Source organism: Pseudoalteromonas sp. GB43, assembly GCF_054923805.1.
This window is the reverse complement of the sequence record NZ_JBPCHJ010000001.1, coordinates 3,155,984-3,181,215: the sequence shown is the minus strand read 5'-3', so window position 1 is coordinate 3,181,215 and position 25,232 is coordinate 3,155,984. Positions and strand designations below refer to the sequence as shown.

Genomic DNA, 25,232 nt, shown 5'->3' with positions numbered 1-25,232 from the left:
TGTTTTTTTACACAATAAATAGCATCATTTCATCGTCACGAATAAATTTACTTATCAATTCAGCATCGCTTCAGATAAAAACACTAACACATTGATTTAAAATGAATTAAAAAAACTTAATTAAACACTTGAAATTGCTGGAGCGCCCTAAAATCCTAGTACTATAGCTGTTCTTAAAGTTTAATAAACAGAGTTATCCACAGAAACCGTGGATAACTCTCTAGAAGCCGCAAATATAAAGGCTTTGAAGACTAGCTTGAAACTGATAAAACGAATAATAGTGAAGTATCCCGTTTTGACCCTTTTGTAAGCTTCTAGAAAAGAATGTGTAAAAAATGCTCTCCCCTTAATGGAAAGCCAGCATGAAACATAAAACACGACAACACACTATTCAGTAACCAACTGATATGTATACCTAAAAATAAATTTAGTCATCCTCGACAAACAATGATGTCGATGTGCTTCATAAAAAAAGATGGAATATTCGCCATCTGTAGTAAAAAAATACAAGAAAAAAATAACACCTAAGGATGGCCTAATAAAAACTCTTAGGTTTGATTTTCTCAATCACAAGAAATTATTGCATAAGTGATGATTTCCTCACTTTAATAGAGAATATCTGAACAAAGAATGGTTTTTTATATTTTCAATTTGGTACTACTGCTCAAAAAGAATGCAAAAAAGTCATCTTTTCGACATAGCTAGTCTTCTAAAAAATAAAAAACGCTGCGCTTTTCAGCTACATTTTGCTCAGATCGAACATAAAAACATCGAATAAGCTTCTTTTTTGAATTTATGAAGTTTTTATGTTGACACTTTGCAATGCTGTCATTAATATTTCGCCCCGTTGAAAGGCATGACGCTTCCCCCTTAGCTCAGTTGGTTAGAGCGACGGACTGTTAATCCGCAGGTCCCCCGTTCGAGTCGGGGAGGGGGAGCCAAGTTTTTCAATCATAAACGATTCCCCCTTAGCTCAGTTGGTTAGAGCGACGGACTGTTAATCCGCAGGTCCCCCGTTCGAGTCGGGGAGGGGGAGCCAAGTTTATGAATATGATTGTTCCCCCTTAGCTCAGTTGGTTAGAGCGACGGACTGTTAATCCGCAGGTCCCCCGTTCGAGTCGGGGAGGGGGAGCCAAATCATAGCACCGCACTACTCTATTTAGTTCCCCCTTAGCTCAGTTGGTTAGAGCGACGGACTGTTAATCCGCAGGTCCCCCGTTCGAGTCGGGGAGGGGGAGCCAACTCTACGAATATATTAAATTTTATCTCTTTTTTGCCTCACCGATTGTATTAGACTTTCCAGCGCTTATACACTACTCTAGTGTAAGTTATTTATATGCTTTGATACAAAATAGAATTCACTATTATTAAACCGATCAATCAAGGAATTGATTCCTTCCTTTTAGGCTTTTAAAAGATAAGAAACATGGCTGGTTTTAAAAAACTCATATTCGTACAACTTATTTCTTGGCTACTATTCGCATTATTAGGCGGATATTTTATTGCAATTAGTTTTGACAGTGCAGTAAGTGATGCCCAGCAAAAAGCACAGCGTGTAGTTAATGCCTATATAAACTCACAAACTATTGAACAGCTGGCACCTGAGAAACTTAGGCAAGCACTTTCTGATGGCAGTACTTTTTCTAAATTTGTAATCCGCGATCAAACTGGCAAAGTTGTTACAATGATAGAGTCTAGTCAGCCCCTCCCCTTGTTTGCTGAATTAGTTAATAATTCATTTAACTCTATCCGGCCTCAATTTGCAGTGAACCAGACATCTGACATAAAAATTGAATTTACGATCAATGCTCATAACCTAGCAACTCTGCTGCAACAAGCGATGTTTATTGTCATTTTGATATCTGGATTGATTGCATTATTACCAATTATTTATATGAACAGTATGTTCCGTCGCTTAAACAGAAAAATAAGCACAACAGTTGCTGATATTGTCGATATATACATAAATCAGAATCAAGTAAGCGACGATATTGAACAAGCTATGGACACTTCAAGATTAAAGAAGCTAAGCAAAGATTTAATTCCTTCGTTCAATCGTCTGTCACACTTTTTACAAACTAAACACGATGATATTCAAAATAATGCGCTAAGTATTAAAAAAGAAGCCTATAAAGATGTAGTCACTAACCTTGGCAATCGTAATATGTTTGTAGAGTATTACGAAAAAAATATTGAGAATGCAGAAAAAAGCACCTTTGGTTCACTTGCTATGGTGCGTTGTAGTGAGCTACAAACAATAAACCAAACACGTGGTTACCAAAAAGGTGATGAATACGTAAAAGGTGTGGCCGATATTATTAAACATATTAGCGGCACCTATACAGGCAGTCAGGTTTTTCGTTTAAATAGTTCTGATTTTGCTGTGGTACTGCCTAATACCCCACTTAAAGAAGCTGAACGCTTTGGCGATAACTTACAATCGCGTTTTACTCAGTATCAGCAAAACCAAGAATTAAGCTCAGTTGCTAACACAGGTATAGTTGGCTACGAAAAAGGTAAGCCGCTTGGTGAGTTATTATCAATTGTTGATAATGCAATGAGCATGGCGCAATCAAAACAAGCAAATGCATGGCATGTACAGCGTGAAACTGATTTAGTTAATAACGCCAGCGCAGGTTTTGGTAACCAAAACTGGCGTAAAGTCATTACCGAAGTGATCGAATCGAAACGTGTGCACTTGGTTATGCAGAACATTATGCCAATAGGTAAAAGTGTTAAAGCCTATGCTGAGATCCAAGTTCGTTTCAAAACTGCAGAAAACCAAATGCTGCCAACGGCCTCTTTTCTTGCAATGGCAGAAAAGCTAGAAATGGCAATGGAAATTGACCGTTTAATTATCGATACCACTTTAGAGAAGGTTAAAACGCGTAATTTCTCTGAAAAATTCTTTGGTATTAATGTTACTGCATCAAGCGCTCACAATGATCAATTTGTGATCTGGTTAGAGCGCCGATTACTTAAAGACAGCAATATCGCCTCTAAGCTTATATTTGAAGTCAGCGAGTTTGGATTACAACAAAACATTAAAGCAAGTAAACGCTTTATCGATATGGTACACCGCGTGGGTGCACGTATTACCGTAGAGCGTTTTGGTGTGGGTTTAACGTCATTTAAATTCTTTAGAGACTTAAAACCAGACTTTATCAAAATGGACGCAAGCTACACCCGCGGCCTTGAAGAAGATAAAAACAACCAATACTTTATGCGTTTAATGGTTGATTCTTGCTCATCGTATTGGTGTGAGTGTATTTGCTGAAGGCGTCGAAAGCCAAGAAGAAAAACACATCATCGAAACACTGTGTTTAGATGGTGTGCAAGGCTATTACATCGAAAAGCCAAAAGATATCTAACCCCTCTTTAAGGCCCAAAAAACCTTACTATTTTTGGGCCTATTCCAGCTATACCCAAGCCACCTCAAGATGCAGAATTCAGCGTTTCACAGGTGCTTAATATCAAGGCGTTACTTTGCAGGAATGGCAGTCCCTTTTAAGAAGTAACAACGATGAGAGTAAGTGCCTGTGAAACGCCCAAAGGGTTGGTTTAAAAGCGATTTATACTGCGTTATTGATTTTAACAATAGAACCACTATTATTTGCAATCAATGCCTTGCCTAAATCGCTTTTAATTCCAACTGAAACTCGCATCTTGATGTGGTTTGGGTATATTAACTTTGCTTTAACACTTTAATCGTAAACAGCTTTGTTAATTTTAGCTATTCGTCCCTCATGTGTTGTATCGGCCCCCATAAAAAAGGATAATAGAGCCGTTTTTATTCTCGTGAGGCACGCATGACAGAGTATGTCTTGTTATTGATTGGCACTGTGCTAGTCAACAACTTCGTTTTAGTTCAATTCTTAGGTTTATGCCCGTTTATGGGTGTATCGGGTAAGTTAGATACCGCGATTGGTATGTCTTTAGCCACAACCTTTGTACTTACACTTGCCTCCGTGACCAGTTATCTGGTGAATCATTATATTTTGATCCCGCTGGATATCGAATTTTTGCGTACCATGAGCTTTATTTTGGTTATCGCTGTTGTCGTGCAATTTACCGAAATGGTGGTGAGAAAAACCAGCCCGACACTTTATCGCTTATTAGGGATTTTCTTACCGCTTATTACCACTAACTGTGCTGTTTTAGGTGTTGCCCTACTTAATATCAAAGAAGACCACTCATTCTTACAATCGGCCGTGTATGGCTTTGGTGCCGCAGTGGGTTTCTCTATGGTGTTAATACTGTTTGCCGCATTACGTGAGCGTTTAGCTGCGGCTGATGTCCCTGCTCCTTTTAAGGGTGCTTCAATTGCGATGATCACCGCAGGCCTTATGTCGATGGCCTTTATGGGTTTTACAGGATTAGTGAAGTTTTAATATGACCTTGTTTTATGCTTTTATAGCGTTAGGTTCATTAGCGCTAATATTTGGTTTAATTTTAGGTTTTGCCGCCGTGCGTTTTCGCGTTGAGAGTAACCCTATTGTTGACCAAATTGATACCATTTTACCGCAAACACAGTGTGGCCAATGTGGCTACCCTGGCTGTCGTCCCTATGCAGAAGCAATTGCCAATGGTGACGAAATCAATAAGTGCCCGCCAGGCGGCGAAGCCACGGTAAAAAAACTCGCTGATTTAATGGGTGTAGAAGCAAAACCGCTGGCAGGCGGTGAGCAAGCAGATCCTGTTAAAACCGTTGCCTATATTCGTGAAGATGAATGTATTGGCTGTACCAAATGTATTCAAGCCTGCCCTGTTGATGCCATCGTTGGCGCAACTCGCCAAATGCACACTGTATTAATCGATGAATGTACCGGTTGTGACTTATGTGTTGAACCATGCCCTGTAGACTGTATTGATATGCTGCCTGTAAAAGAAACCAAACAAACCTGGAAATGGCAATTAAACGCAATCCCTGTGACTCAGGTAGATTAGGAGCACAGATGGAAAAGTTAATAGATCAAATTAAACAAGGCAAAGTGTGGTCTATACCTGGGGGCATTCACCCACCGGGTCAAAAGCTGCAATCAACAACACAAGCCATTGCAAGACTGCCACTACCAGACAAGCTCGTTGTATCTCTAAAACAACATATTGGTGCTAACGGTAAACTTATTGTTGAAAAAGGCCAGCAGGTTTTAAAAGGCCAAGCATTAACTAAACCAAGCGGCAATTGGTCTGTGCCTGTGCACGCGCCAACATCAGGGTTGATCAGCGATATTTGCCCAATGCCCTCTGCTCACCCGTCGGCGTTGCCTGAACTTAGCGTTATTATTGAACCTGATGGTGAAGATAACTGGTGCGAGCTTAATCCTGTAACTGATGCCAAAACTCTTTCCCATGATGAGCTTGTTGATATTATTCATCAAAGTGGTATCGCAGGTATGGGCGGCGCAGGTTTCCCAACCTATGTAAAAGCAGATACCCGTAAAGCCATCGAGTTTTTAATTGTTAATGCCGTTGAGTGTGAACCTTATATCACCGCTGATGACATGCTAATGCGCGAACATGCCGATGGTATAATTGCCGGTATTGAATTAATGCAGCAGCTGTTAAGTCCACAGCTGACAATTATTGGTATTGAAGATAATAAGCCCGATGCTATTGCTGCCATGAAACAAGCTGCACAACATAACGACAGCATCATAGTGCAAACAGTGCCAACGGTTTATCCTTCTGGCGGTGAAAAGCAGCTAATTAAACTGCTAACAGGCAAAGAAGTCCCAAATGGCAGTATTCCTGCCGATATTGGTATGTTGGTGCAAAATGTCGGTACTTTGTTTGCGGTAAATCAAGCCGTACATGAAGGTAAGCCTCTTATAGAGCGTGTAGTAACGGTAACCGGTAACACCATTCATAAACAAGGTAATGTGTGGGCTTTACTAGGCACTGAAATTAAACATTTATTAGACTGCCAAGGCTTTTCTCCGGTTCCACAGCAACGTGTGGTTATGGGCGGTCCAATGATGGGCTTTACCCTGCCAACCGTGCGTATTGGTGTCGTTAAAACGACAAACTGTATTTTAGCGCCAGATCACCAAGAACTTGCTGAGCCGGGTGATGAAAAAGCCTGTATTCGTTGTAGTGCCTGTGCTGACGCCTGCCCTGCATCATTGTTACCTCAGCAATTGCAATGGTTTGCCAAGTCTAAAGAATACGACAAACTCAACGAGCACAATTTATTTGATTGTATTGAATGTGGCGCCTGTGCTTATGTTTGCCCAAGCGAAATACCCTTGGTGCAGTACTATCGTGTTGCTAAAGCTGAAATCAAAGAGCAGCAAGCAGAGCAAATCAAAGCAGAGCGAGCAAAAGAGCGTTTTGAAGCACGTAAAGAGCGCTTAGAGCGCGAACAAGAAGAGCGTCAAAACCGCCACAAACGCAAGCCGGCTGCTAAGTCAGATGGCGAAAAACAAAAAGTGGCTGATGCACTCGCCCGAGTTAAAGCTAAATCTGATGATAAAGACAGCAAGTCAGCTGTCGCTGCAGCTATTGCCCGTGCGAAAGCGAAAAAGCAAGGTGCAGAGATTGAGCCTGATAACTCTGAAGTGGCTAAAGAGCGTGCAGCACGTAAAGAACAAGCACGTAAATACAAAGAGCAAAAAGCACTAGAGCAAGGTGAAGAAGGCGTCGATAAAGACGATAAAAAGTCTGCTGTTGCTGCCGCTATTGCCCGCGCTAAAGCGAAAAAAGCCGCACAAGCTACAAAAGAAAACGCTTCTGCTGAAACTGACGCTGCGCCAAAAGATGACAAAAAAGCTGCTGTTGCAGCTGCTATCGCTCGTGCTAAAGCGAAAAAAGCAGCGCAAGCTGCTGAAAATCAAGCTGAAGCTGATAGCGCACCTGTTGATGACAAAAAAGCCGCTGTTGCTGCTGCAATCGCTCGTGCTAAAGCGAAAAAAGCCGCGCAAGCTGCTGAAAATCAAGCTGAAGAAGATAGCGCGCCAGTTGATGATAAAAAAGCCGCTGTTGCCGCTGCTATCGCCCGTGCTAAAGCGAAAAAAGCGGCGCAAGCTGCTGAGAATCAAACTGAGGCTGAAGAAGATAGCGCGCCAGTTGATGACAAAAAAGCCGCTGTTGCCGCTGCAATCGCCCGTGCTAAAGCCAAAAAAGCCGCTAAAGAGCAAGCGCAGAGTGACGATTCTTCAGAGCAAATAAATGATTCAAATGATGAGGCAGATGCTAAGCCGCAGTCTGATGCTCCTGAATCTAGCGAAGATAAGAAAAAAGCCGCTGTTGCAGCTGCCATAGCTCGAGCCAAAGCGAAAAAGGCCGCTAAAGAGCAAGCGCAGAGTGACGAATCATCAGAACAACTTGATGATACAAGCGATACGGATGATTCAAAACAGCAGGTTGATGAACCTGAGTCTAGCGAAGATAAGAAAAAAGCAGCGGTCGCTCGAGCCATTGCAAGAGCTAAAGCGAAAAAGTTACAACAAGAAGGAAACGATAAGTCATGAAACTAACCATGGCGAGTTCGCCGCATAATCATAGCCATAAATCATTAAGCCGATTAATGATGACAGTGATTGCTGCGTGTATTCCAGGCTTAATTGCGCAGGTTTTCTTCTTTGGTAGCGCTGTGTTAATTCAGCTAGTTCTCGCGCTGATTACTGTTAGCGCCTGTGAAGCTGCTGTATTGCTGCTTCGTAAACGCAAAGTTTGGCCAACACTCAGTGATGGTAGTGCGTGGTTAACAGGCGTATTACTGGCGTTGAGTATTCCGCCTTTAGCGCCTTGGTGGATCATCGTAATTGGCTGTCTCTTTGCAATTGTTATTGTAAAACAGCTTTATGGTGGCCTTGGCTTTAACTTATTTAACCCTGCTATGGCAGCTTATGTATTACTACTTGTATCGTTTCCGGTGCAAATGACCAGCTGGTTACCTGTGAGTGGTTTACTTGCATCTCCGATAAGCTTCTCACAGCAACTGTCTGTTATTTTCAATGGTTTTACCAGCGCTGGATTTAGTGTCGATCAATTACGTGTAGCAATTGATGGCACAACCATGGCAACACCACTTGATACCGTTAAAACAGATGTCGCCCATCACTTAACGGTGGCTGAGAGTATGAGTAAGCCTCTTTTTAATGACTGGTTTGGTCTTGGCTGGGGCTGGGTTAACCTCGGCTTTTTAGTGGGTGGTCTTTATTTATTAAAAGCTAACATCATTAATTGGCATATCCCTGTTAGCTTTTTAGCCTCATTGGCCGTGTGCAGTGGTATTGGTTACATTGCAGCCCCGGGCACAGAGCCGGGCGTGGTATTTCACTTATTCAGTGGTGCGACCATGTTAGGGGCATTCTTTATTGCTACCGATCCTGTTTCTGCATCAACAACGAATAGAGGCCGTTTAATTTACGGTGCGTTAATTGGTCTACTTGTTTACTTAATTCGTACTTTCGGTGGTTATCCTGATGCAGTGGCATTTAGTGTATTGCTGTTAAATATGGCGGTGCCTTTAATTGATTACTACACGCAACCACGTACTTACGGCCATGGGATGAAATAATGATCCTTTCCTCAATGACTAAAAACGGCGCTATTCTTACAGCATTTGCGCTCATTACCACAGGCACTGTAGCCCTGACTCATAGCCTGACTGCTGAGCGTATTGAAGAGCAAGAAAAGCAACAACTTGCAGAGCAGCTGCAACAAGTACTTGATGCCCATCATTATGACAATCAACTATACAAAGATTGTGTCGTGATCACCGATGAGCGCTTAGGGCCACGCCCAGAGCAAGTTATTTATCGTGCCTACAAAGACAATAAGCCTTACGCTTTAGTAATGCGCCATGTAACACCAAGTGGTTATAGCGGCGACATCAACTTATTAACAGCGGTTTTTGCTAATGGTGAAATAGCGGGTGTTCGTGTCACTAAGCACGAAGAAACACCGGGCCTTGGCGATAAAGTTGAGGTCAAAAAATCAGACTGGATCACCCTTTTCAAAGGCCAAAGTGTACTTTCTGACGATGACAGCCGCTGGGCTGTTAAAAAAGATGGTGGCCAATTTGATCAATTTACAGGTGCAACCATTACACCGCGTGCGGTTGTCGGCTCAGTTAAACAAGCTGTGCTGTTTGCCCAAGCTGAATTTGATAACTTGTTTGCTGCACCAAACATCTGTCAAGGAGCCAAGTAATGAGCCAAGTTAAAACTTTATTTAAAGATGGTATGTGGGCTAATAACCCTGCCCTTGTGCAGTTATTAGGCTTATGCCCGCTACTTGCTGTTACTTCTACGATTACCAATGCATTAGGCCTAGGTTTAGCAACTTTATTAGTACTGGTTGGCTCAAACGTTACTGTTTCAATTGTGCGTAACTGGGTGCCTAAAGATATTCGTATTCCTGTTTTTGTGATGATCATCGCAGGCTTTGTAACCATCGTGCAGCTAATGATGAATGCCTATACATTTGGGCTTTATCAATCATTGGGGATTTTTATTCCACTTATTGTTACCAACTGTGCCATTATCGGTCGTGCAGAAGCATTCGCCTCTAAAAATACGGTGCCACTTTCAGCCTTTGACGGCCTGATGATGGGACTTGGCTTTATGTTAGTTTTAGTGGTGCTAGGGGCAATGCGAGAGCTTATTGGTCAAGGTACGCTATTTGATGGCGCCGATTTATTATTAGGGCCATGGGCTGCTGCACTTCGAATTGAAGTATTCAGTTTTGATAACCAATTTTTATTAGCAATTTTACCACCGGGTGCCTTTTTAGGGCTTGGTTTATTGATTGCTGCAAAAAATGTCATTGATACACAAATAAAATCTAAGCAAGTTGTTACTCCAGAAGCAGAAAAAGGCCCTAGAGCCCGAGTAACAAGTTTAACTTAAAGGAGAGCACGCACCGTCACTGCGTGCTTTACGCCACCATGAATAAAGAAAAACGCTATGAGATCTTATCTCGTCTACGTGAGCAAAACCCGCACCCAGAAACAGAGCTTGAATATTCAAGCCCGTTTGAGTTATTAGTTGCGGTTACCTTATCAGCACAAGCTACAGATGTGGGTGTTAATAAAGCAACCCGTAAGCTATTCCCTGTTGCTAACACGCCTCAAGCGATTCTTGATTTAGGCCTTGAAGGCCTTCGTGATTACATCAAGACCATTGGTTTGTTTAATTCTAAAGCCAATAATGTCTATAAAATGTGTGAGATTCTGGTCAATAAACATAACTCAGAAGTACCAGAGAATCGTGAAGCGCTCGAAGCATTACCGGGGGTTGGCAGAAAGACCGCGAATGTTGTTTTAAACTGTGCCTTTGGCTGGCCGACTATCGCTGTAGACACCCATATCTTTCGCGTTTCAAACCGCACTAAGTTTGCCATGGGTAAAGATGTGGTGGCTGTAGAACAAAAACTAGAAAAAGTGGTACCTAAAGAATTTAAGGTCGATGTACACCACTGGTTAATCCTGCATGACCGCTATGTGTGTACTGCTCGTAAACCTAAATGCGGCAGCTGTATTATCGAAGATTTGTGTGAGTTTAAAGAAAAGACAGAGTAATTAAGTATTATTGCTGACCTGCATTAGCTTGTTAGATGTAGTTGAACCTTCATTTGTTGATGCAGAATTCTCACAATGAAAATATCGTTGGCTCTTTTTTTAAAAAAGATGTAGTGCTTTCTAAATATATACCGAGAATATCCTGGCTTGATATCGCTAACATCTTGAGCAAGGCTCGGCTCAGTAGACAAAGCCATTAGCGTTTCATGAATTCCAATTAAATAGTTTTCTGCTTGAGAAACACCGAATTCAATTTCGGTGTACTGAAAAATACGCTCCAAGTCATACTGAGCTTTATTAGAGAGAATATATTTAGCCATTCGCTTTAAGTTTTGTTTTTGGATTTGGATATAATATCTAAAACCGTTAACTCACTCTCACCACTTAGCTCACCCTCTACTAATGCCATTCTAATAGCATCTTTTTCACTCTGATTATGGCGGATCAAATCGCGGATATAATCACTTGCATTTGAGAATCGACCTGACTCAACTTGGGCATCAATCCATGAGCGCATTTCATCTGGAATAGAGATATTTAAAGTTGCCATAGTTAATTCCTATATATTTACAGTCTTTGATTATGGCAGATATTGGCAAACATTGGCAACAAATATGGTCGATATGCACCAATGGTTAATCCTTGATAGGCACTATATGTGTAACGTTCTTAACCTTTTCTATCACACCCTTTGCGCATTGTGCCTAACACAGGGTTTGGCACAATGTTCCTAGTCATTATCGTGGGTTTTGGCTCACCTGCTTTTTAATAAATTCTCGCGTATCTCTTAACAGCGCCACTCTTGCTGGTTCGTGAACATACATCATGTGACCGCCGTGATAATAGTGATAGTCAATTTTATCAGCGTATATACCGTGTCTATTTAAGGTGTATTCAGCATCAAAAAATGGCGTGACAATATCGTAATAACCAGAGGCGACCATCACTTTCATTTGTGGATTGCTGCGAAGCACATAAGATAAATCTGGCGCTGTATTGACGTACCTTGGCTCCCAGCCTTGTCCATCAGGAGCTGTGCGCCAGCGCCAGTTATCTGATAACTCAGGATCGCCTGGGTTTAGGTATTTTCTTTTCCACTGTACGTTTAAATCTGTGCGCATGTATTTCATCAGTGCCGCTTTATATGCTGGTCCTATCACTTTTGACGCGTCTTGCTTAGGAGCTGCTGTTAAATCGTCTCGTTCATCAAGCTTATAACGTCCATCAAGAAAGCCTACTGCGACGCCCTCATCACGCAATAACTCTTTAGCGAATCTAAAGGCGTTAATGCGTAAATCAACCTGCTCAATATATTGTTTGCTTAGCCCTGTATAACGGTGAAGGCCGTCAACAATTTGCTTTCGGTCAGCTTTACTAAGGGCATTCCCCTTAAATAAGGCTGGTAGTAATTCATCAACTGCAAATTGTCGGCTCGCATCTATAAACGCTTCAAAATTTCCTGATGTGTCTACTTTTTTATGATACCAAGCAGTTGCAGCAAGTGTGGGTATGTAAGTGATGTAAGAAATGATGTTGTCATCAACATAAGGGCTTGAACCTTGATAGTCTAAGGCCTGTGACACAAAAATAATACCATTTACATTAATCAGGTGTTTATCCATCAGTACTTTAGAAACCGCTGCTGCTCGAGTTGTACCATAGCTCTCTCCCAATAAAAATATTGGCGCATTCCAGCGGTTTTCTTTTGTTAGCCACTGGGCAATAAAATCAGCAATAGCAGATGCATCCTGATTCAAGCCCCAAAAGGCTTTGCTGTCAGTGTCACCTAAGGCGCGCGAGTAACCTGTACCAACAGGGTCCACAAACACCATATCAGTCACATCAAGTATCGTCTCAGGCGCATCTTTTAATTCGTAAGGAGCCAATCCAGGAGCCGTTGCATCGCTTGGTACCACGACTCGTTTCGGACCATAAGCGCCCATATGTAACCAATTAGACGATGAGCCCGGGCCACCATTCCAGATAAATGTGACGGGTCTGTTCTTGTTGTCATCTGCAGCTAGGTAATCAAACGAAAAGATAGCAGCTTTAGGCTCTTCGTTTTTGTTTAACAAATAAGTTTCACCGGCTACAGCTTGGTATTTCAGCTTTGTACCATTAAAGGTGCCTTTATGCTGGGTCACAAATTTAGTGGCTTCGGGTATCGACTTTTTATTGTTTGAATCTGAGACTTCATCTGCATTAACTGCGCTCGTACAAAACGCAAACAATGTAGAGATGACTACAGTTTTGAAATTGGCAACATACGCCATGTTTTATTCTCCCTAGCATGTTTATCTTTATTTTTATCTGTATCTGGCTTGAGTGCTTTTATCGCAGAGTGCTCAATTAACCTTTTACTTAAGCATTACTTTTACAGTAAGAACATGTAATTTCAACTATCTGCGATTAACACGAAAAAAGTATAATCAGTATCGGAACAAAAAATATCAGCGTAATCATTTCACAAGCTTCCATCCTTTCGTTATGCTGTTGAGTAATGTGAAATTTTTTATATGAGTTGCTATGTTACCATTACTTCGTATCTTGTTAATTGAACAAGATCCTGCCACCTTAAAAGAGCTTTCAACGAACCTAGCAAAAACAATCCCTAATTTTGAACGAAGTGATGTTGATATCGACATTATCGAGTGCATAGAGCTCAAGCAGGCGTTGAAATATGTAGAGGAAGATGGCGATATTCAAGCTGTAGTACTTAGTTGGGATGTACTGAACAATGGCGAGCGCACCTATAGCCGTTTTATCGAGCAATTAAAAGGCATACGCCTAGAACTGCCTGTTTATGTTATTGGTGACGATACGAAAGGCTTGGAGATAGTTAACGAGTCAGAAGAAATTGAATCTTTCTTTTTTAAAGATGAGGTCATTTCAGACCCCGAAGCAATCTTGGGCTATATGATCAATGACTTTGATGACCGTTCAGAAACGCCATTTTGGACCGCCTACCGTCGTTATGTGGGTGAATCGAACGATTCATGGCACACACCTGGTCACAGTGGCGGTGCTAGCTTTAGAAATTCTCCGTATATTAAAGACTTTTATCAGTTTTATGGCCGTAACGTATTTGTTGGCGACCTGTCGGTTTCTGTCGACTCGCTTGGCTCATTATCAGACAGCACCAACACCATAAATCGCTCTCAAGAATCAGCGGCGGCAACATTTGAAGTAAAACATACCTACTTTGTTACCAATGGGTCATCCACTTCAAATAAGATTATTTTGCAAACTTTACTACGTAAAGGCGATAAGGTGATCATCGACCGAAACTGCCATAAATCAGTACATTACGGCATTTTGCAATCGGCTAGTTTACCAATTTACTTATCGAGTATTTTAAATCCTAAATATGGTATCTTCGCGCCCCCTTCATTGGCTGACATTAAGCAAGCGATTGAGCAAAATAGCGATGCTAAATTACTGGTTTTAACCGGCTGTACTTACGATGGTCTGCTTAGCGATTTAAAACAAGTGGTTGAATTTGCACATCAGCACGGTATTAAAGTGTTTATCGACGAAGCGTGGTTTGCTTACTCGCTTTTCCATCCAAGTTTACGCCACTACTCAGCGATAAATGCTGGCGCAGACTATGTGACCCATTCGGCACATAAAGTGGTTTCAGCGTTCTCTCAGGCGTCTTATATTCATGTTAATGACCCTGATTTCGATGCCGATTTCTTTCGTGAGATCTACAGTATTTACGCCAGTACCTCACCAAAATATCAGCTCATTGCCTCGCTGGATGTATGCCAAAAGCAATTAGAAATGGAAGGTTATAAATTACTAAATGCCCTGCTGAATCACGTTGCTGAGTTTAAGCAGCAAATGGCTTCATTGAAACATATTAAAGTGCTCGATAAGCAAGATTTCATGGACATATTCCCACATTTTAGTGGCGATAACATGGGTCACGACCCATTGAAGATCCTTATCGATATTAGCGAGTTACCTTATTCATTAAAGGATATTCATAAATTCCTATTAGATGAAATTGGCCTTGAAATAGAAAAATACACACACAGCACCATTTTAGTTTTATTGACTCTTGGTGGTACACGCTCAAAGATCATTCGTCTTTACAATGCGCTGAAGAAACTCGATAGCGGTAAAGTAAAACTTGCCACTTCAATGAGACGCACACGCCTACCAGAGAATCTACCCGCTATTGACTTAGCCTGTATTCCTAGTGAGGCATTCTATGGCGAACGTGAATCTATACCAATTAGCAAAAGTAACAACCGAATTTGTGCCGGATTAGTGACACCTTATCCTCCTGGTATCCCACTGTTAGTGCCGGGGCAACATATCACTAATGAGCATATCGAATATCTTAAGGAATTGGCGGGACAAGGTCTGACAATTCAAGGGAGCTTTGATGGCGAAATTTATGTACTTAAAGGTAAAGTGAAAAGCTAAGCTTTCATTTATACCGCAAAAACCTCATTGTTATGCAGCAGTCTCTTTTCATTGCTGCATAACATCACTGTTTTCATATCAAACGCTTTGTCTCAATGCTACTGTGCATGCAATCGAAATAACTTATAATCCATTTTTAATAATTTTAATGCGCAGCGTTGTACCATGCTGCGTTATTGAAATTGTGCGAATTTAAAGACAAGAAAGAGGATGCTTAAAATGCGCTTATTACACACAATGCTTCGCGTTGCTGATTTAGATAAATCAATTGAATTTTATACGCAGGTATTAGGTATGAAAGAGCTGCGCCGTGCAGACAACGAAGAGTACCGCTACACCCTTGCTTTTGTCGGTTATGGTGACGAAAAAAATTCGACTGTGCTTGAGCTTACTTATAACTGGGATACAGACAGCTATGATTTAGGTAATGCATACGGTCATATTGCTATCGAGTTTGATAATATTTATAAAGCCTGCGAAGACATTAAAGCTGCTGGCGGTAATGTGAGTCGTGAGCCGGGTCCTGTAAAAGGCGGCACAACTGAAATTGCATTTGTTAAAGACCCAGATGGTTATGCAATTGAGTTAATTCAGAAAAAAGATAACAACACTTTTTGATTCATACCGGCTATTTCGGCGATTGCTGAGATAGCCATTTTGCGAGTGCTTTTTCAAGTTCAGTAAAATTAATTGGCTTTGCGATATGGTCACTGATACCAATTTTTGCGCTTGTTTCGATGTCGTCTTTCATCGCATTAGCACTGATGGCAATAATCGGCGTATCAAAATCTGGCCTTGCAAGTAAGTTTTCGCTGGCAGTTAATCCATCCATCACCGGCATTTGAATATCCATTAAAATCAATGCGTAGTTTTGTGTTAGGGTTTTCTCACAGGCAATTTTTCCATTTTCTGCCAATTCATAATTTAGACCTAATTGAGTTAAATACTTAGTGATAACAATTTGGTTAATCGGGTTATCTTCAGCAATTAATATTGGCTTGTCGACGGCTTTAAAATCGAACTGAGTGTCTTCATCTGATTGGTGTACTTTTGCACTAGCGTCCTGTGGGTTTAGTGATTTAAAATTAACATTAACCGTAAACTCGGAGCCTTTCCCAAGATCACTGTCGATAGCAATAGTGCCACCCATCAAATCAATCATTCCTTTACTGATGGCAAGCCCAAGACCGGTCCCTCCATATTCACGAGTTGTGCTAGTTTGCGCCTGAACAAAAGGATTAAACAAGGCCGTTATTTTATCTTCAGCGATACCTATGCCTGTATCTTTTACCGATAACACGACGGCTGTCTGGTGTTCATCTCGGCTTTGCAGAATAAGCGAAAGAACGATCTCTCCTTGATGGGTGAACTTAACGGCGTTAGAGAGCAAGTTAATCAGCACTTGTTTAACACGTATTTCATCACATTCAACATTCAGCGATTGTAATGGGGAGACGTCAAGCCGGCAGCCAACGCCTTTGGCATCACAACTCGGTTTGAATAGTAAGATAAGGTCATGGCAAAGCGCGACTAAATCACATTGTCGCGACTCGAGCTCTATTTTATTGGCCTCTATTTTTGAAAAGTCGAGAATATCGTTAATCACGGTTAATAACACATCACTACAGTTATTAATTTGCCTTACAAACTCTGCTTGCTCTCGTGTTAGCGTGCTTTTATTGAGTAGCTGCAAAAAGCCCACAATACCATTCATCGGAGTGCGTATCTCATGGCTCATATTGGCTAAGAATTGGCTTTTAACTTGCTCAGAGCGCTCAGCGCGAAGTTTTTCTAATTGCAATGAAGTAATTTGTATATCAATGGTATCGGCCATGCTGCTGAGCGAATCAGCAATATCTTTAAACTCTTGATAATGAAAATCGTCGGTATCTTGTTTGTAATTACCTAACGCATATTCACGACTAAGAGCAGTAATGCGATTTAGCGGGTTATGGAGCCGTGCCGTCAGCCAGCGCACTAAGGTAAATGAAAAAATAGAGAGTCCTACGATTAGCAGCCCAGCTAATATGGCCGTTTGCTTTACAGCGCTGGTGTAGGTGGTTTTTGCTTCATTAATTTGGAACTGTAAACTGGTTGGCTTACCTGCAAAAAAAACATTACTGATTGAGGCCTGCCCCATTAATTTGCCGTTATCGCCAGCATCGCCCAAGCTATATAAAATGTTATCTTGTGCTGTAATTTGTACCTGCTTACCCGCTTGATAAACCGGTTGCTCATTATGTATTGCAAGCCACTTTAACGCCTCTGATAAAGGCACAAAAGACACTAACACGCCCGTTTTAATTATTGGCTCACTGAGAGAATCTTGCTCATGTAACAACTTAGATGTAATTGCCAGTAAAGCACTTTGTTTTGCCTGCAAAGGTGCGAGTAGCTCAGTGACTTGTGGGTTATCGATAATTTGAATTGTGTTTTGCTCTGTTGATGTTTGAGCACTGTCGAGAATGCTTTTAGTGAGTTTATAGTTCAAATTTAAAGAAGTAATCGGATACCCTTCAACTATAAACCCCTGATTATCAATAACAATTGATGCGTTAATTTGTGGGTTTTGGGCAACAAACTCTTGTAACTGCACAAGCGCGAACTGTGAGTACACCACTTTATTTGGCAGCTCAGTTATCGCTTTAGTGCTACTTAGTAATTGGCTATTTTTCTCAAGCTTAAATAAGAGTTGTTCAAGACTGGCTGCATTATTTCTAGCTTGCCATTGCAAACTCGTATTTGCTTGGTCAATTGAGCTTAAATAGAAGCGCCCAATCATCAAACCTGCAAGGATCAGTAGGGGAATAATGACCAGTAGTAATACACTGATAAATAAGGCGCGGCTAAAGCGTGGACTACTCATTCATCCCCTTCATTGGCAATCGAACGCTCTGCCAACCCTTGCATAAAAAGCCCCGCTTGCTCAGCAGTTAAGGCACCACTGCCATAGCGAATAAATCCTTTATTTAATACTTCCCATACGATGATCATCGATGCGGTTGAAGGCATCGCTTTTGTAAATTGCATCGCTTCAATTAAGGTTGCTAACTCTGTGCCTTGTTGTGATTTTAAACTATTTAACACCTCAGTATTAACGGGGATATCTTGAAGCTTTTGCCAAATCATTGTTTGAAATTTTTCTGCTTGAACCAATTTAGCAAATTTGATCAAATTGTCTTTATTAACGCCATTTAAGCCATCATTTGGAAATGCCAACACAAAGGTAGAGTAATAAGGCTGCATATACTCACCATTAAGTTTCGGCAATTGCTGCACAGCTAAATTATCACCAAGCGCTTGCTCATACGTTTTTAATGCCCAAGCTCCATCGATGGTGAAGGCAGCTTGCTGCGCTTTAAATGCATTATTTGAGCAAGTGTAATCGCACTGTCTATCAACCAAATTTTGTTTATTTAAATCCCAAACAAATTTGAGAGCCGATTGCATTGCTGGTGTATTAAGCTGAACATGGTTATCTACAATTAGGTCGCCATTAAAAGCCGATAAGAACGGGATAAACCAATACATTTCCATAAAACTCCATGTAACGAGTTTCACTTTTTCAGGCAATGATGATTGAATTCGGTATATATCCTGCCAAATTTCTATTGGCTCTTTAACAAACTGCTTATTATAAAAAAGTAACAGGTGATTGCCTTGAATGATGGGTATACCTAAGAGCTTGTTGTTTAGCTTTGCAGTTTCTAAGGTTCGCTTGTCTGTGGTATCAGCTATGAGTGAGTCTGGGATAACGCTGTAGTTGGCATATTTATCAAATTATAAATGATCAGCAGGTACAATAACAACGTCTGTTGAGGTGCTGGTACTGGTATTTTGCACCAGCCTGACTTTTAGCGCCTTTTGGTCAACCAATACAGAATTAACCGTCAAGCCACTTTGCTCAGCAAGTGCACTTAACAGCTCATTAAAGTGCTCATGCTTCATGGTATGGGCTAGGTTTATCGTTGCTGCATAGCAATCAAACGTCACTAGTAGCAACGCCACCCAAAATACTCGCCACACGCTTACATCTACTCAAAAAGAATTGAAATTACTCTTTAGTTAAGCACATATGCCTTAAATTGCCTAGCCTAATCAAGGGTTTTCTTAAACCTAAATGCAGCCACAGCCAAGCCCAAAATTGTAAAGGCTAACAGCCAAAGTAAATCACTGCTCATGCTTATTAGATTGACATCTTTTAGCACGATTCCACGTATTAACCTCAGGTAATGCGTTGCGGGTAGGCACTCAGCAAGCCATTGCGCTGCCTTTGGCATGCCTTCATAAGGAAATACAAAACCTGATAATAATATCGAGGGTAACAGAATGAAAATTGTCATTTGCATTGCTTGAAGCTGATTTTTAGCGATGGTTGAAAGGACTAAGCCAAGCACTAAACTGGCACATATAAACGCAAAGGTTGCGACAACCAATGCGACTAAACCACCTCCAAAAGGAATATGAAACAAGAGCTTACCCATACCTAGTATAATAAATAACTGAATAAAACCAATGAAGATATAAGGCACCACTTTACCAATCATTAATTCAAGTGAGCTTAACGGTAAGGTGATTAAGAGCTCCATATTACCTCGCTCTTGCTCTTTAACAATGGCTGCAGAGGTAAACATAATCATCGTCATGGTTAAAATAACAGCAGCTAAACCTGGCACAATATTCACTGCAGAGCGTTGCTCTGGGTTATAAAATAAGGTCGTCTCAAAGGTCGGATACGTTCTATTCGCAGGCTTATCGAGAAGCTCTGCAAGCGGCATATTGCGCAGCGATTTTATGCTCGACGCGACCATTGTATCTGAGCCGTCAACTAACCAATGCGCAATTGACATGACTAACGACTCATTACTGCCATCAGGCAAACCAAAACCCACTGTTGGGTGCTGGGCAAGTCGGTTTGCCACATCGTGGGGTATAAACAGCACAGCCCGCACTTTCGCGCTCGCGATTGCTGTTTGTGCCTGCTCTATACTGTCGTAATAATCTGTCACTTTAACCACATTTGTCGCCGATACTGTTTGTACTAAAATGCGACTGAGCGCAGTTTGACTATGATCGACCACTGCAACAGGGATATCTTTAACGTTGGTGTTAATAGCGTAACCAAATAGAATCAGTTGGATAAGGGGGATCATCACCACCATCGCAAAGGTCATTCTATCGCGACGTAATTGTAATAATTCTTTGCTTACAATTGCTTTTATACGGCTTAATGAAGTCACAATACTCATTGTCGGCCCTGCCCTGTGCAGGTGACAAACACGTCTTCAAGGCTTGGACGCACACTATTTACTTGCCACGTATCCTGACAAAATGATTGCTGTTTTATGAACTCAACGGGATCTTGAACATCTTTTTTTACTAATACTCGCAGCTGTGCACCTAGCTGAGTGGCTGAAATAACATGTTCGATTGTTGCGAGCTGTTTTTTTAATTCTCTGGTTTGCGCCCCTGCGATTTCTACAACATGAGCGTGCATGTCTGTCATTAATTGCTTTGGAGAGCCATCCGCGCGTTTAATACCAGATTCTAAAATGGCTAAACGATGACAACGCTCGGCTTCATCCATGTAATGAGTGGTAACTAATATCGTGGTACCGGCATTACTTAAATCAAACAGTGTTTCCCAAAAGTCACGGCGATTTTGTGGATCGACTGCCGATGTTGGTTCATCAAGAAATAAAATTTTCGGTTTATTAATCACTGCAGCAGCTAATGCTAAGCGCTGCCGTTGGCCCCCACTCATACTTCCGGCCACTTGATCGACTCTTTGATCAAGGGCATAGGTATGGAGCAATTCGTCAATTCTTTGTTGCTTTTGCTGCTTTTTAAACGGGTAAAGCGCCGCCATGAACTTTAGGTTTTCAAGTACGGTCAAGTCACCATAAAGTGAAAACTTTTGCGTCATATAACCGAGTTGTGTTCTGAGCTTTTCAGCATCTTTTGGCAGACTCAAGCCAAGCACATTGATATCACCAGAGGTTGGCTTCAATAACCCTGTAAGCATACGGATTGCAGTCGTTTTACCACAGCCATTAGGGCCCAAAAAGCCATAAATTTGCCCTTGCTCAACGTCTAGATCAAGGTTATCAATCGCTTTTAAATCGCCAAATTGTTTTACCAAACCTTTGGCATGGATCACCGATTCAGTCATGGCATAATCACTTGAGCAGGTACGCCTGTCGGTAAATTATTTTCACTAGTGGGTAGTGTTACCTCAGCAAGATACATTAATCGCGCACGTTCTTCCTGATTAAGGGCATAAAAAGGCGTGAACGCAGGCTCTGAGGCAATCCAGGTCAGTTCACCCTGTATATCTTTATCTATGCCATCGACACGAACCGTAAGTGTCATGCCCTGATTGAGCTTGGCACGATATGGTTCAGGGATATATACGCGCGCATAAGGTGCGCTGTTTGCTTGAACGATAACGACTGGGCTGCCTTTGGTAACTCGCTCACCTACGTGCCAAGGTAAATTATCGACCCTGCCAGCACGCATCGCTTTAATTGTCAGGTCTGAGAGGTATTTTTGCTGTACTTTTAGTTCTGCTTCTGCCGCCTGAACTTGCGCTTTCGCACTATTAATATCTTCAACGCGAGAACCATTTGTTAATTCATTTAAGTTCTGCTTTGCTGATTCTAAATTAGCGAAAGTCTCATCGCGTGCAGCGGTTGCACTGTCTAAGGTTTCTTGGCTTGCGAGTTTATCTTTAACTAAGGTTTTTGCACGGCGAAAATTAGCTTCGCTTTGCGTATATGCAGCATTGGCTGCTGCTACTTTGGCTGATGCGGCAGCAACTTCTTCGGGGCGAGCACCATTCAAGGTTTTTTCAAGAAATGCAGTGGCTTGAGCTAATTGAGCTTGTGCTTTAGCAACAATCGCTTGTTGTAGTTCGGCATCAAACTTTGCAATCACCTGCCCTTTTTCGACCAACTGGTCTGCTGAAACGGGTAAATCGATCAGTATTTCGTTAGTCGTTGCAGGATGGATCACACGCTCACGCTCAAGCGTTCCTAGCGCTACTCCCTCATTTGAGTCTGAGCAAGCAGTAATGACTAAAGAAATTAGTATGAGTACAACACGTTTAGCTAACATTTTAATTTCCTTATGGTTAGCTGATGAGTTGCTAGATACTATAAAGTATTAAAATGATCTGTAAAAGTGATCTATAGGAATTAAAGTTTTAGAAATATATGGAGTCTATATCGTAAAGATATATGGGGAATAAGGAATCTTAAATTGAAAAATCTTAGTTATATTTGAAATGATATTTAAAAGATAGTCTTTCCAATACATTACTTACTTAAAGTAAGTGGCGTCCCCAAGAGATTCGTACTCTTGATAACGTTGTGCATAGATTGCGCGGTGTTCACCGCCCCACTACACATAACCTACTTGAATAAGTGGCGTCCCCAAGGGGATTCGAACCCCTGTTACCGCCGTGAAAGGGCGGTGTCCTAGGCCTCTAGACGATGGGGACGCAGAAATTGGTTTGCAAATCACTGATTTGCTATTTCTGCGTAAGATGAGACCGAGCCTGCGAGGCGAATGGCCTTAGCTTAAACAGAAAGTTTCTGTGTCACTAGGACAACTGAATAGTTAGACTCGATTCAGACGAGCTTTTAATAACACATCACTTAAAGTAAGTGGCTTCAGCAAGAGATTCGTACTCTTGATAACGTCGTGCATAGATTGCGCGGTGTTCACCGCCCCACTACACATAACCTACTTAGATAAGTGGCGTCCCCAAGGGGATTCGAACCCCTGTTACCGCCGTGAAAGGGCGGTGTCCTAGGCCTCTAGACGATGGGGACACAAAATGTGTCACTAGGACAACTGAATAGTTAGACTCGATTCAGACGAGTTTTTAATAACACAGCACTTTTAGAAAGTGGCGTCCCCAAGAGATTCGTACTCTTGATAACGTCGTGCATAGATTGCGCGGTGTTCACCGCCCCACTACACATAACCTACTTGAATAAGTGGCGTCCCCAAGGGGATTCGAACCCCTGTTACCGCCGTGAAAGGGCGGTGTCCTAGGCCTCTAGACGATGGGGACACAAAATGTGTCACTAGGACAACTGAATAGTTAGACTCGATTCAGACGAGCTTTTAATAACACAACACTTAAAGTAAGTGGCGTCCCCAAGAGATTCGTACTCTTGATAACGTCGTGCATAGATTGCGCGGTGTTCACCGCCCCACTACACATAACCTACTTGAATAAGTGGCGTCCCCAAGGGGATTCGAACCCCTGTTACCGCCGTGAAAGGGCGGTGTCCTAGGCCTCTAGACGATGGGGACACATGATGTGTCACTAGGACAACTGAATAGTTAAACTCGATTCAGACGAGCTATTAATAACACAGCACTTAAAGTAAGTGGCGTCCCCAAGGGGATTCGAACCCCTGTTACCGCCGTGAAAGGGCGGTGTCCTAGGCCTCTAGACGATGGGGACACAAAATGTGTCACTAGGACAACTGAATAGTTAGACTCGATTCAGACGAGCTTTTAATAACACATCACTTAAAGTAAGTGGCGTCCCCAAGGGGATTCGAACCCCTGTTACCGCCGTGAAAGGGCGGTGTCCTAGGCCTCTAGACGATGGGGACACAGTGTGTGTCACTAGGACATTAAATGATAGTTTTACTCATATCGGAGTTAAGGTTACTAAAATAACATGTAAGTACTCGAGACTAACATATTTATTTTCTTGGCAATTGCTCACTTACTTAAAGTAAGTGGCGTCCCCAAGGGGATTCGAACCCCTGTTACCGCCGTGAAAGGGCGGTGTCCTAGGCCTCTAGACGATGGGGACGCAGAAAACTGCAACCCTAGGACAAACACTATGCAAATCTGGTGGAGCTATGCGGGATCGAACCGCAGACCTCTTCGCTGCCAGCGAAGCGCTCTCCCAGCTGAGCTATAGCCCCGACTTGCATACACACCACCAATTAATGTTGGTTGTGTATCGCTGAGTGCGGGGCGCATTCTATGCAGCCCCCCAAATAAAGTCAACAGTTTTTTATCTAAGTTTATTTAAATGATTTAAATTTCAACAAGCTGACTAAATATCAATCCGTTGCGGAGGTATTTTATACAAAGTGCTATCAAATTAGTTATTTTGGGCTAATTTCATTGCTGGTTTGTTATCAAAGGCTCTTTGCTTTTTTAATTTACTCCCTTAAAAAGGTATACATTTATATGCAAAATAAAATTCATTACCTAAAGTTTTAATAAAACGACTTCACCCTACCCTGCTTTGTTTTTAATAGTGCTAAGTAGAGTGCAATTAACTGATGCAAATTTATTGATATGAAAAACCGTTTAAAAGATTTGCTGTATTCATATCATTTTAGAATGATTTACACTGACATATAGCTATAGATCAAGCTCTGAATATAAGCTTATGAATGTAAATTGCATATTTGTTCGCCAAAAAATGCTTAAATGCCATGTCATTGTTTATAAAAGCTGCATCTAACACATTTTTACTCATTCAAGTGTTGACACATTTACAACTCTATCTATAATAGCGCCCCACAACAACGCAGCAATGAGTTGTTTTAGATATGGGTCGTTAGCTCAGTTGGGAGAGCATCGCCCTTACAAGGCGAGGGTCACTGGTTCAAGTCCAGTACGACCCACCATTATTCCCTAATGGTGTTCATATCTAAATTCTTAATGGGTCGTTAGCTCAGTTGGGAGAGCATCGCCCTTACAAGGCGAGGGTCACTGGTTCAAGTCCAGTACGACCCACCATTAAGAAAATTTGCTGTATGTAATATGGGTCGTTAGCTCAGTTGGGAGAGCATCGCCCTTACAAGGCGAGGGTCACTGGTTCAAGTCCAGTACGACCCACCATTTTTTAAAGTGGTGTTCATATTACAAAAATCTAAATGGGTCGTTAGCTCAGTTGGGAGAGCATCGCCCTTACAAGGCGAGGGTCACTGGTTCAAGTCCAGTACGACCCACCATTAAATAAACTTTGATGGTGTTTTCATTTAGATTATTCTTCGCGGGTCGTTAGCTCAGTTGGGAGAGCATCGCCCTTACAAGGCGAGGGTCACTGGTTCAAGTCCAGTACGACCCACCATTTACTTTTTAAAGCAAAAAGTTAAAAATGGTAGCGAAGAAAAAGATTATATGGGTCGTTAGCTCAGTTGGGAGAGCATCGCCCTTACAAGGCGAGGGTCACTGGTTCAAGTCCAGTACGACCCACCATTTACTTTTTGAAGCAAAGAGCATC

General features: G+C 41.8%; 18 protein-coding genes, 18 tRNA genes and 1 pseudogene. 20 read left to right on the top strand and 17 right to left on the bottom strand.

The genetic code is table 11. The features are described 5' to 3' along the window. The first annotated feature begins 864 nt into the window (after positions 1 to 864). The 12 genes and pseudogenes from ACRWSG_RS15205 to nth all read left to right on the top strand — a co-directional run bounded on the left by ACRWSG_RS15205 (position 865) and on the right by nth (position 10,528). A tRNA-Asn gene (locus ACRWSG_RS15205) sits at positions 865 to 941 on the top strand. Between the two features lie 21 nt (positions 942 to 962). Continuing rightward, positions 963 to 1,039, top strand: a tRNA-Asn gene (locus ACRWSG_RS15200). Positions 1,040 to 1,058: 19 nt separating this feature from the next. Continuing rightward, positions 1,059 to 1,135, top strand: a tRNA-Asn gene (locus ACRWSG_RS15195). A gap of 29 nt (positions 1,136 to 1,164) precedes the next feature. Beyond that, positions 1,165 to 1,241 (top strand) — tRNA-Asn (locus ACRWSG_RS15190). A 185-nt stretch (positions 1,242 to 1,426) separates the two neighbouring features. Then, positions 1,427 to 3,371: pseudogene (locus tag ACRWSG_RS15185) on the top strand (EAL domain-containing protein). A gap of 438 nt (positions 3,372 to 3,809) precedes the next feature. Next, positions 3,810 to 4,391 (top strand): electron transport complex subunit RsxA, encoded by a 582-nt coding sequence (gene rsxA, locus ACRWSG_RS15180; protein WP_054553689.1) that lies wholly within the window; start codon positions 3,810 to 3,812, stop codon positions 4,389 to 4,391. A gap of 1 nt (position 4,392) precedes the next feature. Beyond that, positions 4,393 to 4,947 carry an electron transport complex subunit RsxB gene (rsxB, locus tag ACRWSG_RS15175; protein ID WP_462166640.1) on the top strand — a complete coding sequence of 185 codons (555 nt, stop codon included), beginning with the start codon at positions 4,393 to 4,395 and terminating at the stop codon, positions 4,945 to 4,947. Positions 4,948 to 4,955: 8 nt separating this feature from the next. After that, complete coding sequence (gene rsxC, locus ACRWSG_RS15170) at positions 4,956 to 7,472, top strand: electron transport complex subunit RsxC (RefSeq protein ID WP_462166639.1); 2,517 nt, start codon at positions 4,956 to 4,958, stop codon at positions 7,470 to 7,472. Continuing rightward, positions 7,469 to 8,524: an electron transport complex subunit RsxD gene (gene rsxD / locus ACRWSG_RS15165; RefSeq protein ID WP_462166638.1), complete on the top strand. Its 1,056-nt coding sequence runs from the start codon at positions 7,469 to 7,471 to the stop codon at positions 8,522 to 8,524. The genes rsxC and rsxD overlap by 4 nt, the downstream gene beginning before the upstream one ends. Next, positions 8,524 to 9,159, top strand: coding sequence for an electron transport complex subunit RsxG (gene rsxG / locus ACRWSG_RS15160; protein ID WP_166339690.1), 636 nt, complete (start codon positions 8,524 to 8,526; stop codon positions 9,157 to 9,159). Before rsxD ends, rsxG begins: the two co-directional genes overlap by 1 nt. Next, a complete protein-coding gene (locus tag ACRWSG_RS15155; protein WP_054553694.1) occupies positions 9,159 to 9,857 on the top strand; it encodes an electron transport complex subunit E in 699 nt (232 codons plus the stop codon). The genes rsxG and ACRWSG_RS15155 overlap by 1 nt, the downstream gene beginning before the upstream one ends. A 38-nt stretch (positions 9,858 to 9,895) precedes the next feature. Then, positions 9,896 to 10,528, top strand: a complete 633-nt coding sequence (gene nth, locus ACRWSG_RS15150; protein ID WP_462166636.1) for an endonuclease III — start codon at positions 9,896 to 9,898, stop codon at positions 10,526 to 10,528. A gap of 23 nt (positions 10,529 to 10,551) precedes the next feature. Here nth and ACRWSG_RS15145 read toward each other — a convergent pair whose 3' ends face one another. The 3 genes from ACRWSG_RS15145 to ACRWSG_RS15135 form a co-directional block, all read right to left on the bottom strand. Then, positions 10,552 to 10,848: a type II toxin-antitoxin system RelE/ParE family toxin gene (locus tag ACRWSG_RS15145; protein WP_138602595.1), complete on the bottom strand. Its 297-nt coding sequence runs from the start codon at positions 10,846 to 10,848 to the stop codon at positions 10,552 to 10,554. Positions 10,849 to 10,853: 5 nt separating this feature from the next. Then, complete coding sequence (locus tag ACRWSG_RS15140) at positions 10,854 to 11,078, bottom strand: type II toxin-antitoxin system ParD family antitoxin (protein WP_054553697.1); 225 nt, start codon at positions 11,076 to 11,078, stop codon at positions 10,854 to 10,856. A gap of 187 nt (positions 11,079 to 11,265) precedes the next feature. Then, positions 11,266 to 12,801 (bottom strand): S10 family peptidase, encoded by a 1,536-nt coding sequence (locus ACRWSG_RS15135; RefSeq protein WP_462166635.1) that lies wholly within the window; start codon positions 12,799 to 12,801, stop codon positions 11,266 to 11,268. Between the two features lie 253 nt (positions 12,802 to 13,054). Between ACRWSG_RS15135 and ACRWSG_RS15130 the strand changes: the two genes are divergently transcribed. Both ACRWSG_RS15130 and gloA read left to right on the top strand, forming a co-directional pair. Further along, positions 13,055 to 14,962, top strand: a complete 1,908-nt coding sequence (locus ACRWSG_RS15130; RefSeq protein ID WP_462166634.1) for an aminotransferase class V-fold PLP-dependent enzyme — start codon at positions 13,055 to 13,057, stop codon at positions 14,960 to 14,962. Positions 14,963 to 15,181: 219 nt separating this feature from the next. Beyond that, positions 15,182 to 15,580 carry a lactoylglutathione lyase gene (gloA, locus tag ACRWSG_RS15125; protein WP_462166632.1) on the top strand — a complete coding sequence of 133 codons (399 nt, stop codon included), beginning with the start codon at positions 15,182 to 15,184 and terminating at the stop codon, positions 15,578 to 15,580. A 10-nt stretch (positions 15,581 to 15,590) separates the two neighbouring features. On the opposite strand, the gene ACRWSG_RS15120 is transcribed toward gloA, so the two are convergent. The 14 genes from ACRWSG_RS15120 to ACRWSG_RS15055 form a co-directional block, all read right to left on the bottom strand. Next, on the bottom strand, positions 15,591 to 17,828 hold the full coding sequence (locus ACRWSG_RS15120; protein ID WP_462166631.1) for a HAMP domain-containing hybrid sensor histidine kinase/response regulator: 2,238 nt from the start codon (positions 17,826 to 17,828) through the stop codon (positions 15,591 to 15,593). Continuing rightward, positions 17,825 to 18,700: a sugar ABC transporter substrate-binding protein gene (locus tag ACRWSG_RS15115; protein ID WP_462166958.1), complete on the bottom strand. Its 876-nt coding sequence runs from the start codon at positions 18,698 to 18,700 to the stop codon at positions 17,825 to 17,827. Before ACRWSG_RS15115 ends, ACRWSG_RS15120 begins: the two co-directional genes overlap by 4 nt. A 42-nt stretch (positions 18,701 to 18,742) precedes the next feature. Beyond that, the gene (locus ACRWSG_RS15110) at positions 18,743 to 18,955 is read right to left on the bottom strand and encodes a hypothetical protein (RefSeq protein WP_462166630.1); all 213 of its coding nucleotides are present in this window, start codon (positions 18,953 to 18,955) and stop codon (positions 18,743 to 18,745) included. A 101-nt stretch (positions 18,956 to 19,056) separates the two neighbouring features. Further along, the gene (locus tag ACRWSG_RS15105; protein WP_462166957.1) at positions 19,057 to 20,205 is read right to left on the bottom strand and encodes an ABC transporter permease; all 1,149 of its coding nucleotides are present in this window, start codon (positions 20,203 to 20,205) and stop codon (positions 19,057 to 19,059) included. Positions 20,206 to 20,207: 2 nt separating this feature from the next. Further along, positions 20,208 to 21,134, bottom strand: a complete 927-nt coding sequence (locus ACRWSG_RS15100) for an ABC transporter ATP-binding protein (RefSeq protein ID WP_462166629.1) — start codon at positions 21,132 to 21,134, stop codon at positions 20,208 to 20,210. Beyond that, complete coding sequence (locus tag ACRWSG_RS15095) at positions 21,131 to 22,078, bottom strand: HlyD family secretion protein (protein WP_462166627.1); 948 nt, start codon at positions 22,076 to 22,078, stop codon at positions 21,131 to 21,133. Before ACRWSG_RS15095 ends, ACRWSG_RS15100 begins: the two co-directional genes overlap by 4 nt. A 309-nt stretch (positions 22,079 to 22,387) precedes the next feature. Further along, positions 22,388 to 22,463: transfer RNA gene (locus ACRWSG_RS15090), tRNA-Glu, on the bottom strand. Positions 22,464 to 22,721: 258 nt separating this feature from the next. Further along, positions 22,722 to 22,797: transfer RNA gene (locus ACRWSG_RS15085), tRNA-Glu, on the bottom strand. 169 nt (positions 22,798 to 22,966) lie between these two features. After that, a tRNA-Glu gene (locus ACRWSG_RS15080) sits at positions 22,967 to 23,042 on the bottom strand. A gap of 169 nt (positions 23,043 to 23,211) precedes the next feature. Next, a tRNA-Glu gene (locus ACRWSG_RS15075) sits at positions 23,212 to 23,287 on the bottom strand. Positions 23,288 to 23,365: 78 nt separating this feature from the next. Then, positions 23,366 to 23,441 (bottom strand) — tRNA-Glu (locus ACRWSG_RS15070). Positions 23,442 to 23,519: 78 nt separating this feature from the next. Further along, positions 23,520 to 23,595, bottom strand: a tRNA-Glu gene (locus ACRWSG_RS15065). Between the two features lie 130 nt (positions 23,596 to 23,725). Beyond that, a tRNA-Glu gene (locus tag ACRWSG_RS15060) sits at positions 23,726 to 23,801 on the bottom strand. 39 nt (positions 23,802 to 23,840) lie between these two features. After that, a tRNA-Ala gene (locus ACRWSG_RS15055) sits at positions 23,841 to 23,916 on the bottom strand. 641 nt (positions 23,917 to 24,557) lie between these two features. Between ACRWSG_RS15055 and ACRWSG_RS15050 the strand changes: the two genes are divergently transcribed. The 6 genes from ACRWSG_RS15050 to ACRWSG_RS15025 all read left to right on the top strand — a co-directional run bounded on the left by ACRWSG_RS15050 (position 24,558) and on the right by ACRWSG_RS15025 (position 25,207). Then, positions 24,558 to 24,633 (top strand) — tRNA-Val (locus ACRWSG_RS15050). 36 nt (positions 24,634 to 24,669) lie between these two features. Continuing rightward, a tRNA-Val gene (locus ACRWSG_RS15045) sits at positions 24,670 to 24,745 on the top strand. Between the two features lie 26 nt (positions 24,746 to 24,771). Further along, positions 24,772 to 24,847 (top strand) — tRNA-Val (locus ACRWSG_RS15040). Between the two features lie 37 nt (positions 24,848 to 24,884). Further along, positions 24,885 to 24,960: transfer RNA gene (locus ACRWSG_RS15035), tRNA-Val, on the top strand. A gap of 43 nt (positions 24,961 to 25,003) precedes the next feature. Continuing rightward, a tRNA-Val gene (locus ACRWSG_RS15030) sits at positions 25,004 to 25,079 on the top strand. A gap of 52 nt (positions 25,080 to 25,131) precedes the next feature. Next, positions 25,132 to 25,207: transfer RNA gene (locus tag ACRWSG_RS15025), tRNA-Val, on the top strand. Positions 25,208 to 25,232 lie beyond the last annotated feature (25 nt).